This window comes from Bradyrhizobium sp. 63_E2_N1_3, from assembly GCF_052076005.1.
GTDB lineage: Bacteria > Pseudomonadota > Alphaproteobacteria > Rhizobiales > Xanthobacteraceae > Bradyrhizobium > Bradyrhizobium barranii.
The window spans coordinates 5,955,155-5,973,659 of sequence record NZ_CP197235.1; the positions used below are offsets into that span (position 1 = coordinate 5,955,155).

The 18,505-nt window shown below is 60.3% G+C and carries 14 protein-coding genes and 1 pseudogene; 5 read left to right on the top strand and 10 right to left on the bottom strand.

Going from position 1 to position 18,505, the window contains the following annotated elements; genetic code table 11:
• Positions 1–314: 314 nt before the first annotated feature.
• Together AB7531_RS28700 and AB7531_RS28705 are read left to right on the top strand one after the other, a co-directional pair.
• Positions 315–1,292: an AraC family transcriptional regulator gene (locus tag AB7531_RS28700; RefSeq protein ID WP_063984142.1), complete on the top strand. Its 978-nt coding sequence runs from the start codon at positions 315–317 to the stop codon at positions 1,290–1,292.
• A gap of 97 nt (positions 1,293–1,389) precedes the next feature.
• The gene (locus AB7531_RS28705; RefSeq protein ID WP_187387748.1) at positions 1,390–1,812 is read left to right on the top strand and encodes a recombinase family protein; all 423 of its coding nucleotides are present in this window, start codon (positions 1,390–1,392) and stop codon (positions 1,810–1,812) included.
• Between the two features lie 146 nt (positions 1,813–1,958).
• Here the strand turns inward: AB7531_RS28705 and AB7531_RS28710 are convergent, their stop codons facing one another.
• The 4 genes and pseudogenes from AB7531_RS28710 to AB7531_RS28725 all read right to left on the bottom strand — a co-directional run bounded on the left by AB7531_RS28710 (position 1,959) and on the right by AB7531_RS28725 (position 4,818).
• Entirely contained in the window at positions 1,959–2,201 is a 243-nt protein-coding gene (locus AB7531_RS28710; RefSeq protein ID WP_187387749.1) for a hypothetical protein, read from the bottom strand.
• A 548-nt stretch (positions 2,202–2,749) separates the two neighbouring features.
• Positions 2,750–2,871: pseudogene (locus tag AB7531_RS28715) on the bottom strand (SOS response-associated peptidase); the annotation flags it as partial.
• 82 nt (positions 2,872–2,953) lie between these two features.
• Complete coding sequence (locus AB7531_RS28720) at positions 2,954–3,772, bottom strand: BA14K family protein (protein WP_187387750.1); 819 nt, start codon at positions 3,770–3,772, stop codon at positions 2,954–2,956.
• Between the two features lie 251 nt (positions 3,773–4,023).
• Positions 4,024–4,818, bottom strand: coding sequence for a class I SAM-dependent methyltransferase (locus AB7531_RS28725; RefSeq protein WP_063984146.1), 795 nt, complete (start codon positions 4,816–4,818; stop codon positions 4,024–4,026).
• Between the two features lie 1,184 nt (positions 4,819–6,002).
• Here AB7531_RS28725 and AB7531_RS28730 point away from each other — a divergent pair.
• The 3 genes from AB7531_RS28730 (at position 6,003) to AB7531_RS28740 (ending at position 8,587) form a co-directional block, all read left to right on the top strand.
• Positions 6,003–7,016, top strand: a complete 1,014-nt coding sequence (locus tag AB7531_RS28730; protein WP_084795203.1) for a helix-turn-helix transcriptional regulator — start codon at positions 6,003–6,005, stop codon at positions 7,014–7,016.
• 170 nt (positions 7,017–7,186) lie between these two features.
• A complete protein-coding gene (locus AB7531_RS28735) occupies positions 7,187–7,531 on the top strand; it encodes a hypothetical protein (RefSeq protein ID WP_014493348.1) in 345 nt (114 codons plus the stop codon).
• Positions 7,532–8,323: 792 nt separating this feature from the next.
• Positions 8,324–8,587 carry a hypothetical protein gene (locus AB7531_RS28740; RefSeq protein WP_187387751.1) on the top strand — a complete coding sequence of 88 codons (264 nt, stop codon included), beginning with the start codon at positions 8,324–8,326 and terminating at the stop codon, positions 8,585–8,587.
• Positions 8,588–9,620: 1,033 nt separating this feature from the next.
• On the opposite strand, the gene corA is transcribed toward AB7531_RS28740, so the two are convergent.
• The 6 genes from corA to AB7531_RS28770 form a co-directional block, all read right to left on the bottom strand.
• Positions 9,621–10,586, bottom strand: a complete 966-nt coding sequence (corA, locus tag AB7531_RS28745) for a magnesium/cobalt transporter CorA (RefSeq protein WP_063984149.1) — start codon at positions 10,584–10,586, stop codon at positions 9,621–9,623.
• Between the two features lie 102 nt (positions 10,587–10,688).
• Positions 10,689–11,549, bottom strand: coding sequence for a DUF4118 domain-containing protein (locus AB7531_RS28750; protein WP_063986491.1), 861 nt, complete (start codon positions 11,547–11,549; stop codon positions 10,689–10,691).
• An 811-nt stretch (positions 11,550–12,360) separates the two neighbouring features.
• Positions 12,361–12,615 carry a hypothetical protein gene (locus AB7531_RS28755; protein WP_063986492.1) on the bottom strand — a complete coding sequence of 85 codons (255 nt, stop codon included), beginning with the start codon at positions 12,613–12,615 and terminating at the stop codon, positions 12,361–12,363.
• 26 nt (positions 12,616–12,641) lie between these two features.
• Positions 12,642–13,976 carry a TolC family outer membrane protein gene (locus AB7531_RS28760; RefSeq protein ID WP_231145242.1) on the bottom strand — a complete coding sequence of 445 codons (1,335 nt, stop codon included), beginning with the start codon at positions 13,974–13,976 and terminating at the stop codon, positions 12,642–12,644.
• 83 nt (positions 13,977–14,059) lie between these two features.
• Positions 14,060–17,218 carry an efflux RND transporter permease subunit gene (locus tag AB7531_RS28765; protein WP_063984150.1) on the bottom strand — a complete coding sequence of 1,053 codons (3,159 nt, stop codon included), beginning with the start codon at positions 17,216–17,218 and terminating at the stop codon, positions 14,060–14,062.
• Positions 17,219–17,238: 20 nt separating this feature from the next.
• Positions 17,239–18,468, bottom strand: coding sequence for an efflux RND transporter periplasmic adaptor subunit (locus AB7531_RS28770; RefSeq protein ID WP_063984151.1), 1,230 nt, complete (start codon positions 18,466–18,468; stop codon positions 17,239–17,241).
• Positions 18,469–18,505 lie beyond the last annotated feature (37 nt).

An 18,505-nucleotide genomic window follows, 5' to 3' on the forward strand; every position in this document is an offset into this window, starting at 1 on the left:
GGTTCACCCCGCCAAGGATATCTAAACTAGATCCGATAACGGCAATCAGAAATAGAGCCATCACGACCGCCTCCTCTTAAAGGAGATTTTTTGACGCCACGGCCTTCGCAATCACTATAGACCTAATTTCTGGCCGCTAAGTGAACGAGTTCACATCAGCATTGAACTTAGCTGAGCGAGACTAGCAGGCCAATGGCGTAGCTTCTTGGACTCTTGCGCACAGATCAAACAAGTTCGGTGCGCGAACTGCAAAATGCAGATACCGGTGAGTTTGTCGCATTTTGTCCCGATGTCCAACAAGGCTGGAGGTCCCCATGTCTATGGACGCAGCCAAATTCGTATCACATCGATTCTCGACGCGGGAGTTTCCGGAGCGGATGCGAATCCCGCTATGGCGCGAGGACTTTGGGCGAGGCATAGTCCACGCTGATATTGAGCCTCTATCGAACGCACCGTTTCAGGCCTACGCAACGCTGCAAGCGATCCGAGGTTTGCGCAGGCTCGCGCTGAAAGGCTCCCCTATGCGTTTCAAGCGCTTGCAGGCGAGCATCGCTGATGGTGATGACTCGATCGGAGTCATCCTCTGTTCTCCCGGCAAAAGTCAACTATCGCAGCGCTGTCAAGAAATCGAGCTTAACGCCAGCGACGCCATCGCAATTCTGCATTCCGAGCCGGTCACCGTCACCTATGTCGACGGATTGCTATTCGGTCTTGCCGTACCGCGCGACGCGCTTGCACAGCGCGTGACGAACGTCGAAAGCCGCGCCATGCGGCCGATTTCTCACCGAAATGAAGCGCTCCGACTTCTCATGGCTTATCTCAAGTCGGCATTTAATGAGAGTGTTCTGGCCACCCCGAAGCTGCGAGATGCAGTCGTGACTCACATCCACGATCTCCTGGCGCTCGCAATCGTCGAGTGCGCTCCCTTGGGCGAGAGCAGTGCGAGCGCTGTCGTGACTGCGCGCCACGGCGCCGCCCTTGATTACATCGAGACACACTTTCAAGAACCAGGACTCAGCGTCGAGATGGTAGCTCGTTGCCAAGGCATCTCACCTCGCTATCTGCAGCGCCTGATGGCATCATCAGGATCATCGTTCACCGGGCACGTGAATGAGTTACGCCTCCAACGAGCGCTCAAACTGCTGACCGATTCCAGCGCCAGCGCGCGGCTAATTTCCGATATCGCCTTAGAGGTCGGCTTCTCGGATGTTTCGCATTTCAATCGCTTGTTCCGAGCTCGCTTCGGCGATTCGCCGCGTGGCGTTCGTTGCGCCCGAAGGGATCCTAGCTGATCCACGTGCCCCTCGGCGAGTGCGAGTGATGGTCGCCCAATGACCGCCTTGGGTCATAAGCCGTCGATGACGACTACGGAGGTCGACTGCCGCTTCAATGCCGAACGCTGACATAGTGGTTGCCCAGCGCAGCGGTCTCGGCCGGGAAGCGCAACATTCTGCAATCAAGGTGTTCTGCGCACAGCACAGCTACAGCATCGCGGCGGAGCACCGCGAAGTCGATACTGGCAAGGGAGCCGATGCTTTGGAGCGCCTGCCTGAACTCGCGGCAGCCATGAAGCGAGCTCGTAAGGTCGATCGAGGTGGCAAGACAAGCGCAGCCCCGATCATCATCGCCAAGCTGGACCGGCTGAGCCGCGACGTTCACCTCATCAGCCGGCCTCATGGAGCATCCGGCCTCATGGTGCATCGCGTGTCATTTCTGGTGGCAGAGCTAGGCGCGGACGTCGATCCGTTTGCGCTAGCCGGTTCGGCGTGTACAGGCGCACTCTGGCCAGAAGGCTCGAGAAGCGGCCGGTGAAGTGATTGCGCAGCAATGATTGCGGGTGGGTTAGCCTAACGCCTTCCCACCCACGATTCATGCCTGGTGGATACCGAGCGGCGGATTACGCGTCCACTTTCGGTCTTCGAGTCCCGGCAGACAATCGCTAACCCGCTCTGCGATTTCTACTGCGTGGCCACGTTCCCGGTCGCATCGCGATCATTCTTCGGGTTGTAACCTGAGTCGTGAAGATTTTTGAGATACATGGCGTGATCGTTTGCGTTCATACCACCCGCCCAGCCCATGGGCGATGGCGATTCCGGAACAGCGGCATGAGTGTTCATCGCGTGGCGATGATGGTGCGTTGCCGAGGCGGCAGTAACGGAGAGAGTGAGAACAGCGAGAGCGACGAGCAGTTTTCTTGTCATAGTTAGCTCCTGTTGGGATTCCCCCCTGGAGTGCTACAACGCATAACATAGTCAGCTCACTTCAGGTAGCATCACCTTCCGTCGTCACCACAACGTGACTTTTTCGGAGCAATCGTGATTGGCGCGGGCGCGCTCCTCAACTTGGGCAACACCAAATCTCTAGAGACGTCCCAGCGAACAGACCGAAGCGCGGCCTTGAGCTGCTGCCAGTTCGATCGACGGCTGGTTAAGCTAATGCCACCTTCCTCCTGAACTTGATAGGGCTGAAGCGGCGGTCTCGCGACGATGTACGAAAGCGTTCGCGGTACTTTGATCTCGGAGGACGCCGACAGGCAGCGAGTAAAAGCCGCGATTTCGGGTCCGAGGAAACTCGTGATTGGAGAGAGCACGCGGCCAACTTGGAAAGTGGGATGCTCAGAAGGGCAACGTTTTTCGAGATCACCAACTGGTACGATCATCTCATTCGCATAAGCATTCTTTTCCGCAACTTTTCCCTCCCCTCCCCCTCGGTCAAAGAACGCCTTGGCTCGCTTGTGCGCAACGCAAAACCTTGGCTCGTGCCACGGCGCGCGCATCCAGACATCGCGTTCTTCAACGGTGGTCAGGATCACCGGCATGGCCTTCGGTTGGATCGACAAGACGACACGTTCGGTGACGTCGTCAGGAAGCCGCAGCAGACGAGTGAGGGAGGCTGCATCTCGCTGCCATAGCGGCAGGTCAGCTAGACTTGTTGCCGAAACACCGCCCCGCACTTATGGGCAGGAACGCCGCCGTCCGTCATAGCCGATGTAAGTTCCGGATGCCGGATCGTAAGTCTGAAAGTGCTGGCAGCCGTAGCCCCCGCGCGGTTTGTGTTCAACGCGAGCTGGTTCGCCTGGTTTAATTGCCGATTTGCTGTTCTCCGTGGCCACGTCCGGTTGACCTGCGGTCTGGGCGGGGTTCACGAAGGCGGCGTAGCTGTTTGCCCAGGCAGGCAAGGAGACACCGGGCGTCTCTTCCACAACGGCAGGTTTCTGTTCCATGGAGCGCCGCGCGTCCGCCAGTTCGGTTGCAAGCGCTTCGGCCCTGTCGTGCTCCTGCTGCAGAGACTGCCACAGCACCGCCGTCGCGCTGTCGACCGCTTGGCTGAACTGGTGCGCCTCGCCGTTGGGCCTCGACAGCAGTTTCCCGACGTACCGCCATGCCTTCACAAGTTCTTTTTCGAGCGCCTCGGCCCTGGCGTGCTCTTGCTGCAGAGACTGCCGCAGTTCCGCTGTCGCGCTGTCGATCGCCTGCTTGAGCTGCGCCGCCTCGTCGTCCTTCGACAATGGCGTCTGTTGCGCCATGACCGGCGGGACGATCGTGATGAGCTTAGACAACTCCTGCTGAGTGGCGTATCGCGCCACATAGGCGACGACGTCGGCGTTGAGACAGAACCCGATGAGTGCCGCCGCGACGAGGGTTCGGGCGATCCAGGAAATTGCAAATCCCCGCCGCGCGTGTGACGCCTCGAGGATGACGACGTTTGGTGCGGTCTTAATCGTATGGCGCATGTAAACCACCGCCGGGATATCAGGCCATTGCTTCTTCACTTCGCCGGAAGCCTAACCCCACCCGTTGTGCCCCTCAAGTTTGGTGTTACTCCTCGGTGATAGCTCCGGCTGCGCGGCGATGCGCCGCCCCGAGCGGGAGAGGCAAGCCGCTACCGATTGCGGTGGACAACGTGCCGGACACAACGGAGGCCCCCGCGTTGACGCGCTCGCGTCGAGGTCGATGATGGGACGCTTGGTCGACTGCGGATGCGTTGCGCAGGATGGCTGATGGGCACGCAGTGCCGGGTGCGTTATTTTCGAGTTCCAATCGTACAGAGATAGTCGCGCGGCAGGGCTAACCCGACCGGCGAGCGGTGCTTCTCATGCATCGCGATGAAGACTCGTTGAAGTGCCGTGCGCCTTTCAGGGTCGAGCGATGCGGCCAGTGTTTTTGTCGGACCATAGCCAGTCACAAATATGTCCCATACCGTTTGGCCGCTCGGCATGCGGAGTACCGTGGTGCCAGGTTCAAAGGCCAGATCGAATGTATCGCCAAGCAATTCCCGAACGCGGCCTTCCCGGCCCCACGCAAATGGCGAAGGAGGAGGATTGTCAGACGGTGGCGGCATGTATGGCCGCATTGTCTGGAATATTTCTTCAACCGCACTGCCAGGCAGCCAAGTGACCAACCCCAGTCGCCCGCCCTTGCGCGTGACACGTGCCACCTCGGCAGCTGCAGCCTCGGGGCGCGAGACAAACATGACACCGAACGTCGAAGTCACACAGTCAAAGCTTTGATCCGGAAATTCCAGCGCTTCGGCATCGCCGACCTTGAAGTCGATCTCCGGTGCAATCAGTTTCGCCGCCTCGATAACGCCTTCACCAATATCGATACCAGTCACCTTTGCGCCTCGATTAGATAACCGCCGCGCAGTCCAGCCCGTGCCTGTCGCAACGTCAAGGATGCGCTCTCCCGGTTGCGGCCAGATTCGATTCACGACGTGATCAATGGCGTCTGCTATACTTTGGCTCACGGTATCGTAGGACGCGCCGCCGGAACCCCAAGTCGCGGCGGGTTTGAGGTTATGAGCAAGAATTTGCGCCATGAAATTTACTCCTCGATCTCGATGGAATAACCAGCTCAGTCGCTTGAGCCCGGCGTGATGAGAACATTGGCACGCAAGACGAACCTCAACCACAGTTTACAAATCGGTTGCGGCACAATGTCTCAGTTCAAGGTAGACCGCCTAGCGCGATGATATGAGCGCGCGTCCGAAACAGATGCATGTCCTCTGCAACTGCAACCACGGATTTTCTCGCGCCAGATATTCTCAATAGGTTCGGTCGCACGGTCCCCGCGCTTTTCGTCGCCCTCCATAGGACCCTCGACCATCCTGTCGTGTCCGTGCGATGCACGACGTGGAAGCTATAGCGTCCTGCGAGGACATCAGTTTTGACGCATCCGCTAAATTGGGTCTGGATCGCTGCTTCATAGTTGGTGACTGCTGCGCTATAAAGGGACGATCCGCTACGTGCGGCGAACTCCCATTCACATACCCATTTGCATGCGAAATTGATTATAGCTGCGCACGCGCGCGTCATTGGTTGTGAGGGGTTCAAATCATGACGAAGCACTTTTCGAGGCGCATCATGACTGATGTGCTCGTAGTCCTAGTATCTGTAGTGATGATCACGATTGCAGTGACATTTTTGGGCGATCCCATTCGGGCCCGCATCGCTGCTTCTATCCCAACCCCATTCGATCTTGCGATGGTCAAGACACTCGCAACCGCTGAACCGAGCAAACTGAGCCTTCCGCGCGCGCAACCGAGTTGCCGGCTTCGTTCCGCTCCTCTGCAATGGAACGTAGACTGGCTTTTCCGGCCGCCCGCAGCTCGCGGATGATGTGGGCTTGCTAAAGAAGCAAGCCGTCTCGGTTGGCGGCCTTTAGGCACGGCGTTTTCTTCACCTTTTGAGGAGGGACGCCAGTCGTATCGGCTATGGATCACACATGCGCATTCTGAAAGTTGCACACGCAAATTCTTCGTGCCCTTGCGGCATTTCGCGCATCATAGCAACCTCGATGCGAACCGTGTCAGCATCGAAAGCCTGACGGGAAATTCCTCATCATTTTCTTGAGGTCCCTACCTCCATTTGTAATCCACCTCACACCTGCAGCGAAGCTGCGGTCCGATATTGTCTCAGTCTTGGCGTCATTCGAGGAATTTACAGATTTCGTTCGGGCGCTCAGTCGTTCTTGCGTGGTTGGGCACCGAAACGGGAGGCCGGCATGCCAACGTCATCTCCCCTTGTGCGATGGTCGACTGAGATGCTGCCGGAGCGAACAAGGTTCTCCACGTTCCGTGAAGAGTTTACGCGGCTGAACCTCGCCTTGGACGTGATAGATCACAGCGGCGGCCGCCCGCGTATCAATGTCACCTACTTGCCGCTCGGCCCGGTTGGCGTTTGTAGCATTGTCACCACGCCGGTGGAGTTTATCCGTCACAAACGCCACCTCAAGGATAGCCGTGACCAATTCGGACTTAACATCGTCGAAGCTGGCCCGGTCCAATTTGCAAATGCTGGCCAGGAACATGTCTATGATGCCGGCGCCGCTTGTTTGGTTGACCGGGGAAGGCTGCTGCGAGTATTTGGGTCGCGTGGCGCCAGCGTCAAATTCGTGACCGTGCCGGCTGCCGCCCTTAGGTCGCTGGTTGCACAGCCGGAAGATCTATCAGGTCGGCCGGTGCGTCCTGGACCGGCGCTTCGCCTGCTCCACCTCTACCTGCAATCGCTCGCATCCTTCAAAGAACCTCCGTCATCAAAACTCGCCTCCACCGTCGGCACACATCTCCTCGATCTTGTGGCCGCGACGCTCGGGCCGACCGTCGAAGCTGCAAACCTCGTTACGGAGCGTGGTGTGAAGGCAGCCAAGCTGCAGGCGATCCTGGCGGAGGTCGCGCAACGCTTCGGCGATCCCAATGTCGATCTGAACAATGTTGCTGGAGCGCTCGGTATGTCGCGGCGATACGTGCAAAAGTTGCTCGAAGAGACCGGAAAGTCGTTCACCGAGCACCTTGCAGCGTGTCGGCTTGAGCGTGCCTTCGCGATGTTGACTGACCCGCACCATCTGCATTTGGCCATCATCGATATCGCGTTTGCAGTCGGCTTTGGTGATGTTTCTCATTTCAATCGCTCGTTCCGTCGACACTTCGGCGAGACGCCATCAGGCGTGCGCGCCGCATCGATGGTGCGGCAGAAGTCATCCTGCGCCCCCTCACAATGCGCGGGCGACGGCCGTTGAAAACGCGGACAGTTCGACCTCGCAGGACGGCAGGCAGCGCGCACCGGGGCTACAGGGCTGAAAGAGTTCCTTCACCTTGATCTATGGAACACGCGAACTGGCCATAACCGGGACCGCTTCGCGTTGAAGAATGAGACCGTCGCTGCTGGGGGCCAAACGGAGACAATCCGATGAACACTCGGACACTCGCTGCAGCGCTCGTGGGAGCAACTCTGTTCGGCCTTACCGCCGCGCAGGCCGCGCCGAAGCCCAAGGCGAAACAGGCGGGCGCGGTCACCGTCACCGTGACGAACTCGCGCAAAGCGGATCTAGTCCAGCTGGAGGCGGCCAAGTCCGGGTCGCCAGACTGGAAGGAAGTACTGGGCCCGCTGAAATCCGGCAAGCAAGCGTCGGCTAAACTGCCACAGGCCAGCGATTGCCGCTTCGATCTGCGCGGGACGTTCGACGACGGCCAGTCGACGGATGCCTCCGGCATCAACGTCTGCGCCGATAAGACGCTCAACCTGACCGATTGACACAGGCTCTTTTATCGCGCTCCGCATCAGCACGACGCGGCAGACGGCAGGCGCAAGGCCACACGAAGGCCGCACAGCGCAGGGGACGAGGCCGGCCCGCGCCAGCGCCATGTGAAACTAGGGCCTATTAGGGCCCGGCAGGTTCGGGCGGGCCCTTCGTCGATCCGGAAACAGTCGGAATATGCCTACGTTTTCCATTACTTACGCCGTTTTCAACAGACTGAAGAAATAGCTGGCGGAAAGGACCACACGGTTTTGCCGTACGCGCGGCTCGCCATGTTCGCTGCAGATTTTCCAGCCCTGTCGACGGAGCCCGAAAACTACTGGCGAGACGGGCCTGTCAGCGCCGTTCGTCCGCACGAAGCCTCGGGCTCACGCAGAGCAATCCGGCCCGCCCTTTGCCATTCGCACCCGACGCTGCCGCGTCCACCGCAAGCCCGGCTCGCGACACTGACGACCACATGATCATCCCTCAAGGATGAACCTGGATGGGCGACACGAGGCGACGGATCAGCATGGTTCGGCAGTAGTTTCGACAGCATATCAGAAGGAAGGAGAACGAACTCGTATATGTCCTCTTTGAAGGCAATCTAAGCGAAGAGCGAAAAGCACAACTGTCATCCCTGTTTGGGACGCGGTCGAAAGATCTGCGGATCATCGCGGAGCAAGAAGCGAACTTGGAATTTGTAGTTGCGAACAATTCAATCGGGATCGTCCGTGAGCATATCAAGAAGTCGCTCCCGCAAGGCGCGGAGAGGCTCTATCGGTGGCTCGCGACGTTGGCAAGCAGCGATGACCGATGGCAGTCGACCGCAGATGTTCTCTCAAGCGGCGGCCTATTCGAGCTATTGGGTTCGGATGCGGACTTCATTCGAGGCCTCCGCATTTCTCGGGGGCGCCACGTCGGTGAACAGCGACAAGGCCGAACTGATTGAGATCGCGAAGAAGCGTGGCATTGACCTCATCGAGCTGCTGGAAAAGGCGAAGGCCATTCAGGCCGCGAACGGCTTTCCAACGATCCTAGACGCTGATGGAGCGATCGGCGTTATTGTTTGACGAGCCCGACAGTGTGCTCGCGGCGCGACGGACCTCGACGGTGCTCTGCCGGCGAACGGTGTTTGTCTTTTCCGGAAATTCTGTAGCCGGCGGAGCATATTTTGCCGAGAATGCCTCGTTCGTTTCCGCCGCCGCTGCGGCGCTTCGGGCGTGCCGCCGCGATGCGTGTGAAGAACCGGCTGCAACAACGGCTCCAAGCGTGCGGCGATATCTTTAGCGAGCCCAGGAGACTAGCGCTACCAGCGCTTCTCGGCAGCGACAGGCAATTGCCGTCGTTGAGCGCAGCCACGACGAAGCTCGAAACGCGCTCAATGGGGGCACGTTGCTTTGGTGGCCTGAGCGCGGCTGACGGCCGCGTGTCGGTCGATCCAGAGACTTTTCTCAGACCAGAGATCGTCCCCTCCTTCGGCAACGACCGAATAATTCCCCAGCGTCTGCCTCATCCATTCGGCCTGACCTGCTTACAATCTCACATTGGCCGTGATGAGATTTTTCTTGATCTCCCGGTGCACACGTCATGCACACGCGTCCCTCTAACTAATTGAAACTCTTAAACTCTCGGTCCAATCCATCATGGGTGCCACGGAAAATTTCCAACGCAAGTCATTCATTTTATTGAACTATTTTATCTAAGATCGACCCCGTATGTGACTGGATCGACTGAGAAATTTGGCACGACGAGGCTTTCGCAGATTGCTCCTTCTAGGCTCATCTATGTCCGAATTGGAAGCGAAAATCTGGCCTTCGGATTCTCACCACGCACACGAGAACCCCATGTACACGTCACTCGCGCAGCGCTCGCCCTTTACGCGGGTCACATTGAAGGCGAATTCGCGCAAACCGGATCGACATTTGGCCGGAACGTTTTGCGGGAGATCACAAGTGGGAAGAGGTGGTACGCAGCACTCACGGCGGTCTTGTGTTGGTGGCAGATGTCTACGAGTCGCGAGCTCTCCGAATTTCCACAACTGAGCTTTGCCGCGGTGCGATCTATGAAATGGCCCAACTCGGCAAATGCGACGAGCCACTAGCGTCAGAGCCATCGAGCGCGCTTGAAACGCAGGTAAAGCACACCGCACAATACGACGATAATGCCAACGACGACAAAATAGCCGTATTGCGTCTTCAGCTCGGGCATGTTTTCGAAGTTCATGCCGTAGATTCCGGCAATCGCGGTCGGTACGGCCAGTATGGCGGCCCAGGCGGCCAACTGCCGCGTGATCACGCCCTGACGCTGCTGCTCCAACAGATTGCTCACCTCAAAAACCGAAGTCAGAACATCTCGCAGGGAGTTCACCATCGCTTCGACGCGCCGCACATGGTCCAGGACGTCTTGAAAATAAGGCCGAGCGTTGGCGTCAAGACACGGCGTCTCGAGGTGAACGAGCCGGCCGCAGACCTCCGTCATCGGGCCGATAATTCGCTGGAAGCGGATCAGTTCTTGGCGAAGCCCGAAGAGCCGTTTGACGTCCGCGCGGCTAAGAAAGCTGTCGAGCGCGCTTTGCTCCATGTTGAGAACGCGTTCCTCGATCGTCTCGACCACCGGAAGATAGCCGTCGACGATAAAGTCGAGGATGGCATGGAGAACGTAGTCGGGGCCATAGCCCAGCAGGCTGGGGGCTGCTTCGAGCTGGGCGCGGAGATTGCTATGCGCGCGCGCCGAGCCATGCCGAACCGTGATGATGAAATTCTTCCCGACAAAAATTGCGGTTTCACCATAGGCGATGCGGTCGTGCTCGAGATGGGCTGTGCGCGTCATCACAAACAGCTGGTCGCCATAAACGTCGACCTTCGGCAATTGGTTCGCTTTCAGCGCATCTTCAATCGCAAGAGGATGAAGTCCGTAGTTCTTCTCGAGTTGTTCAAGCTCCAGCTCTGGGGGCTCGAACAATCCGATCCAGACAAATTCGGATTTTCCCTTGCAATCGATAGGCTCGTCCAATGAGACGGCTTTTGCCTTCTTGCCATGACGATACAAATGGGCTGCTACGACGCTCACAACGAGCTTCCTCCAAACCTGTCGAGCGGTGTGCACCACCCCGTCACCTTAAATCGCCTGCCTTCATTTTGTTGCAGGCTTGGAGCGCGGGATGGTTCGGATTCAATCTGACGGTCGGGCATCGCGTTTGACCCGCGCATGTTGACGGTCAAGCACCAAGGCTAAGATGCGCACGACGACGTCGATCTGCGCATCCGGTGACGAAGGGCGTTCATCAGGGTCGAATGCGATTCCAACCACGGCATTCCGGCCTTCGTCCGTCTCCACGGGCCAGAAATCAAAGCGGGAGGCCAGATTGGGGTAGATGCCACTGCGTATGACAGTTCCAGTCGCCAGGGACGATCGTGCCGCCTCCAACTCGGCCTCCTGCGGCTCCACGTCTCCGACTTGCTCGAGGGAAACCACCCTGCCCTCCCTAACGAGCATCACGATGACGGGAACCTGGAAAAGCGTTGCCAGTGCCCGGGCCGTAACCGAGACGATCGTCTTCGTATTGTCGGCCGCGACGACATCACGGCAATAGCCTTGCAGCAAGGTCGCGCGCCTTCTCGACAGCTTCGCTTCGGTCGCCCTCTGCCGGGAGGTGAAGGCAACTGCACTCACAATGACCCCGACCACGAACAGCAGCCCAATCGCCCAGATGTTCGCGGGGTCATCGACCGCTAATGAGTAGCGTGGCTCGGTCAGGAAGAAATTGAATGCCAGAGCACCTGATATCGCCGAACAGAGTGACGGACCGAGGCCGAGACTCACACCTGCGATGATCACCGGAAGTACGAAGATAAGCGACAGGTTGGGGATAGTGACGCTGCTGTCAATACCGACAGCGATGACCGTTGCGGCGGCGGTCATGGCGATTGAAACAAGGTAGCGCGCCAGTTCCGATGCTACCGGACCCAGAAGGGGCTCGGCATCAGGCGCCGGCTTGATGTCCTGCGGCAGCTTCGATTCAACATCCGTCACCACTTGAACTCCCGCCTGGCAGGCGACACACGTCGGCCGAAAAGCAAGCCCGTCAGAGTGCGCTCGCAGCGCTGATAGCTAACCGAGCATACAACAACTCCATCCACATGTGAGCCGCATGAAAGGCAAATTCAACGTCGCGCGAAGCGCGCTGCCACCCGGAGTTTCAGGTATTTGATCTTCCGGCTGGCTGAGGCAGCGCCGCGGGTCAGCCATGAGCGCGCGATCATTCCTGTCGAGGACGCGAAGATGTGATCGACCGCGTGGGGGGAGAGACAGACTCGGCCAGATATTTCGCACGCCATTTCGGCCCTGGGCCGCGCATGTAATGATTTTCCGGCCGGTATCTGGCGGACGGTCCGTACCAGGCCGGAAACAGAAACGTCATCAGCACCTCAAGGGCGCGATAAGTGAGGAGCATCAGCCTAGCGAACGATTCCCTTGCCATATTGCCCCCGAAGATTCGCCAGACGCCGCCGATACCCGCGTTCGCACTCTTGGTTCGCACTCTTGGGAGTGAGAACGCGGTCAATCCGGAATGAATTGGTTCGATCCTCGAGAGCAGACCGGCTGCGATGGTGATCGGCACCTCGCCATCCTGGCCTCCACGAACGGATATCGCATGGAAGCATGATGTGGGTGATCGGATAGGAAATCGAGATAGCCCGGCGTCCGCTCATATAGGCGCCGCATAGTGGGCACGACTGCCCGAGAACCGAAGTTCATCAGTCGCCGTCGCGAGCAACGGCAGACGTTTAGCGGCCATGACGGTCGTCGCAATGCTGGCGAGTGCTCGTCGGCCGGCGGTGCGCTAGTTCTTCTTCTTGGACGCCTTTGTATCCGTGGCGCGAGCGCCACCCCAGGGATCATACTTCTCGTCAGGCACCGGAATCCTGTCCAGCGCGGCCTTGTAAGCCTTCTCGTCGACCTTTGGCCGGCTTTCGACGGGCGGACCTGAGTTGCCGCGGCCTCGGCCAAAACCCTGTGCGCTGGCCATGAAAGTGGAGGCCAACACGGCCGCGACGGCAAAAACGAGAGCCGGGAGTGCGCGCCTTCCGCCGACCATGCTCATTCCTCCTGCGGCGCCAACGCCTATTGTCCGGATGGTGTGCGGACGCCGTGCCAAGCGTCGCGCACCTGGTGATAGTGGGCCTCCGGCAGATAATCCGGCGTATCGAGATTGAGCGTGCGGACATCCAGCCGGCCGACGGCGCTGAGCAGCGTGTAGGATGCGATCACCCGGTCGCGCTGTGCCTGGATCTGACGCGAACGGGCCGCGGTGAGGTCCTGCTGGGCGTTGAGCACGTCGATCGTGGTGCGCTGGCCACCGGCCGCCTCGCGGCGTACGCCCTGCAATGCGACGTCTGCCGCCTTCGCCTCCGACTCGGCCGCTGTCAGTGCGACCTTGGTGCCCTCATTGGACACCCACGCGCCGACAACCGCCGTCCGCGACTGGTTCCTGACCTGCTCAAGCACCAGACGGCTTTGCGAGGCGAGTTCCTTGGCCTGTCGTGTCTGCGAGGCCGCGGTGCCGCCGTCATAGATTGGCACGTTGATCTGGCCCAGGATCGAGGCCTGATTGGTGGCAAACGTGCTCAGCGTGGAATCCGAATCCTTGGAGCGGCTGGCGTTCGCCTGTACGGCAACCGTCGGGAGCAGACTGCCTTCTGCGATCTTGATCGTGGTCTGCGCGACATCCACATCGTATCCCGCACCGAGCACCGCAGGATGCTCGTGATTGGCGGTCTCGATCGATGCCGGCATCGTCACCGGCGATAACCGATCGACTGGCGTGGCCGGCGTCAACTGACCGGGCGGCCCGCCGATCACCTGGACGTAGGTCGCCTTGCTGATGGCAAGCGTCACCTCAGCGGCATTGAGATCGGCAAGGCCCCGACTGAGGCGCGCCTCGGCCTGGGCCGTATCGGTCGGCGTCACATCACCCGCATCGAGGCGCTTCTTCGTCGTCGCCTGGATCTCGCGCAGCACGGCGACGTTGGTGCGCTGCGCCTCGACCAGCGCCTGATTGGCCAATACGTTCATATAGGCCGTGACGGCGTCGAGCAGCACGCCCTGCCCGGTGTTGCGCAGCGCCTCGCGCCCCGACAGAACCTGATACTCGGCGACGCGCACGCTGTTGGCGGTCTTGAAGCCGTTGAACAGAACCTGGCTGACGGTCACGCCAATCGTCCACGGACGCAGTGTCGCGCCCTGGATCGTATTGTCGGGCAGCGTATTCCTGACCGCCTGCAAACCCGCGCTGAGGCTCGCGACCACCTGCGGCCGGTAGCCGGCGAGCGCCTGCGGCACGTTCTCGTCCGTGCCGCGCTGCCGGGCACGATCGGCGTTGAGCTGCGGGCTCGACTGATAGGCCCTGACCAACGCCTCGGACAGCGTTTCCGCGCGCGACGGCTCGCAAACCATCATCGCCGCCCCGGCAAGGAAAAGTACCAGTGTCCGGCCGGACGCTCGCACAGCCCCCCTGACGATCTTGTTACGCACGCCCCACCTCATTCTGCCGACGCCAACCGAGGCTGCGCCGCCAGGCCCGGCCGGGTCCGCCGCGAGAACATCGAGATCAGCGCTGGCAGCGTGACCAGAATGACGATCGGCGCCAGCATCATTCCCGCGACGACCACGACCGCGAGCGGCTTCTGCACCTGCGAGCCGATGCCGCTGGAGAGCGCCGCGGGCAGGAGCCCAATGCCCGCGACCACGCAGGTCATCAGCACCGGACGAAGCTGAAGCTCGCCGGTGCGCAGGATGGCGGCACCGCGTTCCATACCCTCGTCGATCAGCGCGTTGTACTGGGACAGGATGATGATTCCGTCCATCACCGAGATGCCGAACAGTGCAATGAAGCCGATTGCCGCCGAGACGCTGAAGGGAATGCCGGTCACGAGCAGGCCCAGGATGCCGCCGAGCACGGCCATCGGGATCACACTCATGGTCAGGACGGTGTCGATGATCGAGCCGAAATTGAACCAGATCAGCATGGCGATCAGCGCGAGGCTGATCGGCACCACGATCGACAGCCGTCGGATCGCATCCTGTAAATTGCCGAATTCGCCGACCCATTCGAGATGCGAGCCCGCCGGCAATTGCACGTTGGCCGCAACCTTCTCCTGCGCCTCCTGGATGGCGCTGCCGAGATCGCGCTCGCGCACCGAGAATTTGATCGGCAGATAGCGTTCCTGCTGCTCACGATAGATATAGGCGGCGCCGGACAGGACCTTGACTGTCGCGACTTCGCTGAGCGGCACCTGCGTGACGCCGTTCGGCCCCTGCGCCCCAATTCGCAAATTCTGGATTGCCTCGGCGCTCTTTCGGAACTGTGGCGCAAGGCGGACGATGATCGGGAAATGCCGGTCAGAGCCCGGCTCGTAGAGGTCCCCGGCGCTGTCGCCACCGATCGCGGTCTTGATCGTCGCATTGATATCGCCCGGCGACAGCCCGTACCGCGCGGCGCGGGCACGGTCGACATCGATCTGGATGGCCGGTTGGCCGAGCGAGGTGAAGACCGCAAGGTCGGTGATCCCCTGAACGGTCGCGAGCTGCGCCTTGATCTTGTTTGCGGTGTCCGTCAACGCCTGGAGGTCACTGCCATAAAGCTTGATCGAGTTTTCGCCCTTCACGCCCGACACGGCCTCCGAGACGTTGTCCTGGAGATACTGCGAGAAGTTGAACTCGACGCCCGGAAACTTTTCCTGAAGCTGCCCCAGCAGCGTGGCAGTCAGCCCGTCCTTGTCCTCGCCCTCAGGCCATTCCTTGGCGGGCTTGAGCGGCGCAAAGAATTCTGCGTTGAAGAAGCCGGCGGCGTCGGTACCGTCGTCCGGCCGGCCATGTTGCGATACCACCGACTCGACCTCTGGCCGGGCAGCGATCACCTTGCGCATCTGGTTGACGTAGGAGTTACCCTCCTGGAGCGAGATGGTCGGCGGCAAGGTTGCGCGGATCCAAAGATTACCCTCCTCCAGCTTGGGCAGAAACTCGAGCCCGAGCAATCGCACGGCGACGACCGTGATCAGGACCAGGACGGCGCCGCCCGCCAGCACGACGCGGCGATGCGCGAGAGATCGCGCCAGCACCGGCATATAGAGCCGATGCACCCAGCGCATCAGAAAAGTCTCGGTCTCCTCGACATGGGCCGGAAGGATGATGGCGCTCAGCGCCGGCGTAACCGTGAAGGTCGCAAGCAGGCCGCCTGCAAGGGCATAAGCATAGGTCCGTGCCATCGGACCAAAAATATTGCCTTCGACGCCGCTCAAGGTGAACAGCGGCAGAAAGGCCGCGATGATGATGGCTGCGGCAAAGAAGATCGAGCGCGACACGTCGGAGCCAGCCGTCAGGATGGCATGATGCTTCATGTCCATGACAGTGCGCGACGAGATCGTCGCCCGCTCACCCGGCGTCAGCCGCGCAGTATGCGACAGGCGCCGGAAGATCGCCTCCACCATGATCACGGTCGCATCCACGATCAGCCCGAAATCGATCGCCCCGACCGATAGCAGATTGGCGGATTCGCCTCGCAGCACGAGGATCGTGACCGCGAAAAACAATGCAAACGGAATCGTTGCACCGACGATCATCGCACTGCGCAGGTCCCCGAGGAAGATCCACTGCAACAGCACGATCAGGCCGATTCCGACCACCATGTTCTCCAGCACAGTGTGGGTCGTGGTCTGGATCAGGTCCTTGCGGTCATAGATGCGCTCGATGCGCACGCCAGGGGGCAGGATCGACGAATTGTTGATGCTGGCGACGAGCTCTTCGACGCGCGAAATGGTCGGCGAGCTCTGCTCTCCGCGGCGCATCAGGACGATGCCCTGGACGATGTCGTCGTCCTGATCCTGGCCGGCGATGCCGAGCCGCGGTTGCTCGCCGACGGTGACGGTTGCGACGTCGCGGACCAGCACCGGCGTGCCGCTATTGGAGGCCACCATCGTATTTTCGAGCGCGTGGATCGAACGGATCAGGCCGACACCGCGAACAACGGCGGATTGCGGGCCGATATTGACGGTGTTGCCGCCAACGTTGACGTTGGCGTTGTTGATGGCCTGTTGAAGTTGCGGGAGCGTCAAGCCGTTCGCCACGAGCTTGTTGAAATCAGCCTCAACCTCGTAGGTTTTGGTCTTGCCACCCCAGCCAGTTACATCGATCACGCCCGGGACGGTGCGGAAGCGCCGTTGCAGGACCCAATCCTGCAACGTCTTCAGATCGAGCACGGAGTAGTTGGGCGGCCCCACCAGCCGGTAGCGATAAATCTCGCCGATCGGACTCAGCGGCGAGATCTGCGGCTGCGCATTGTTCGGCAGCGGCGGCAATTGCGAGAGGCGGTTCAGAACCTGTTGGAGCGCCTGCTCGTAGGTGTAGTCGAAGGAGAACTGCAGCTTGACGTCGGACAAGCCGTACAACGAGATGGTCCGGATCACCTTCATGTTCTTGATGCCGGCGACCTGAGTCTCCAGCGGGATCGTGATGTAGCGCTCGATCTCCTCGGCCGACAGCCCCGGACTTTGCGTCACGATGTCGACCATCGGCGGCGTCGGATCGGGATACGCCTCGATGTTGAGCTGCTGAAACGCGATCAGGCCGCCGACCAGCATGGCGGCGAACAGGCCGACCATGAGGAAGCGGCGACTGACTGCGAAGGCGACGAGACGTTCCATGTGAACCGGCTTGCCTTACGTTAGCTGCCGGAAGCGGCACGGTCGATGAACAGGCTTCCGCGTGTGACGATCTTTTCGCCGGCCTTCAGGTTGCCGCGCGCCTCAACGAGGTCGCCATTGGTCAACCCGATCTGGATTTCGCGCAGCTCGACGGAACCGTCGTCGCGCGAAACCCAGACCCGGACACGATCGCCCTCGAAGATTAGAGCCTGCTTCGGCACGCCGACCGAGGGACGATTTTCGCCGGCATAGACGGTAACGTTGGCGAACATTTCCGGCTTGAGCGATCCGTCCCTGTTGTCGATGGTGGCGCGGACCATGAGACGCCGCGTCGACGGATCGATCGCGGCGGCGACGTAATCGACACGCGCCTTGAACTCGCGACCGGGAAGCGCCAGCACCGTAAAGGCGATATCCTGTCCGATGGCGATGTCCGCAGCCTCGCTCTCGCGCACGAAGGCCGTGAGCCAGACCGTCGAGAGGTCCCCGATCACGAACACCGGATCGCTGGCGCTGCTGCTGATGAACTGGCCGGGACCGATCTTGCGCTGCACGACCGTGCCGCCGATTGGCGAAGTGATCGGCGTCTCGGCGCTGATCTGGCGCGTCTCCTGGAATTTGGTGATCTGCTCCTCGGACCGCCCCAGGATACGCAGCCGATTATGCGCCGCCTCGAGCGCGGTCTCCGCCGAGCGCATATCATTCTGCGCTGCGATGAGATCGGCCTGCGCCTGCTGCCAGTCCTTGAGAGGCACCGCTTTGCCGGCGTAGAGATCGTTGGCGCGCTTCTCGACGATCTGCGCGAGGTTGAGCTTGGAGCGCGCAGTATTGAGGCTGCCGAGCGCCGTCACGAAATCGTTCAGGCCCTGCACGGTGTCGGTGGCTTCGACCACGAACAGCGGCTGCCCGCGCTCGACGACGTCGCTGGGCTTCACCAGAAGTTTCACGACACGGCCCGCATAGGGCGAGAAGATCGGCGTGGAGCTGTCTTCGTTGACGGCGATCTTGCCCTCGGTGACGTGCTCCGCACGAAACACCCGCTCCGTCACCGGCGCAATCGAGAGCGTGGCCAGCTCAGATGCGGTCGGAACGTAGCGCGGCGGCTTTACCTTGGCCTGGCTCGACATCTCCATGGATTTGCCATGCGACGCGAGCATCCGCGTCGCGCCGACGGACGCAATGGCAAGCGTGATCGCCGCAGCCGCAAGCGTAACGATTCTTTTCCGGCTAAGGCTCGAACCGGCGTTCATGATGCAAACGTGCGCATTGACTCATGCACTCCCGTGC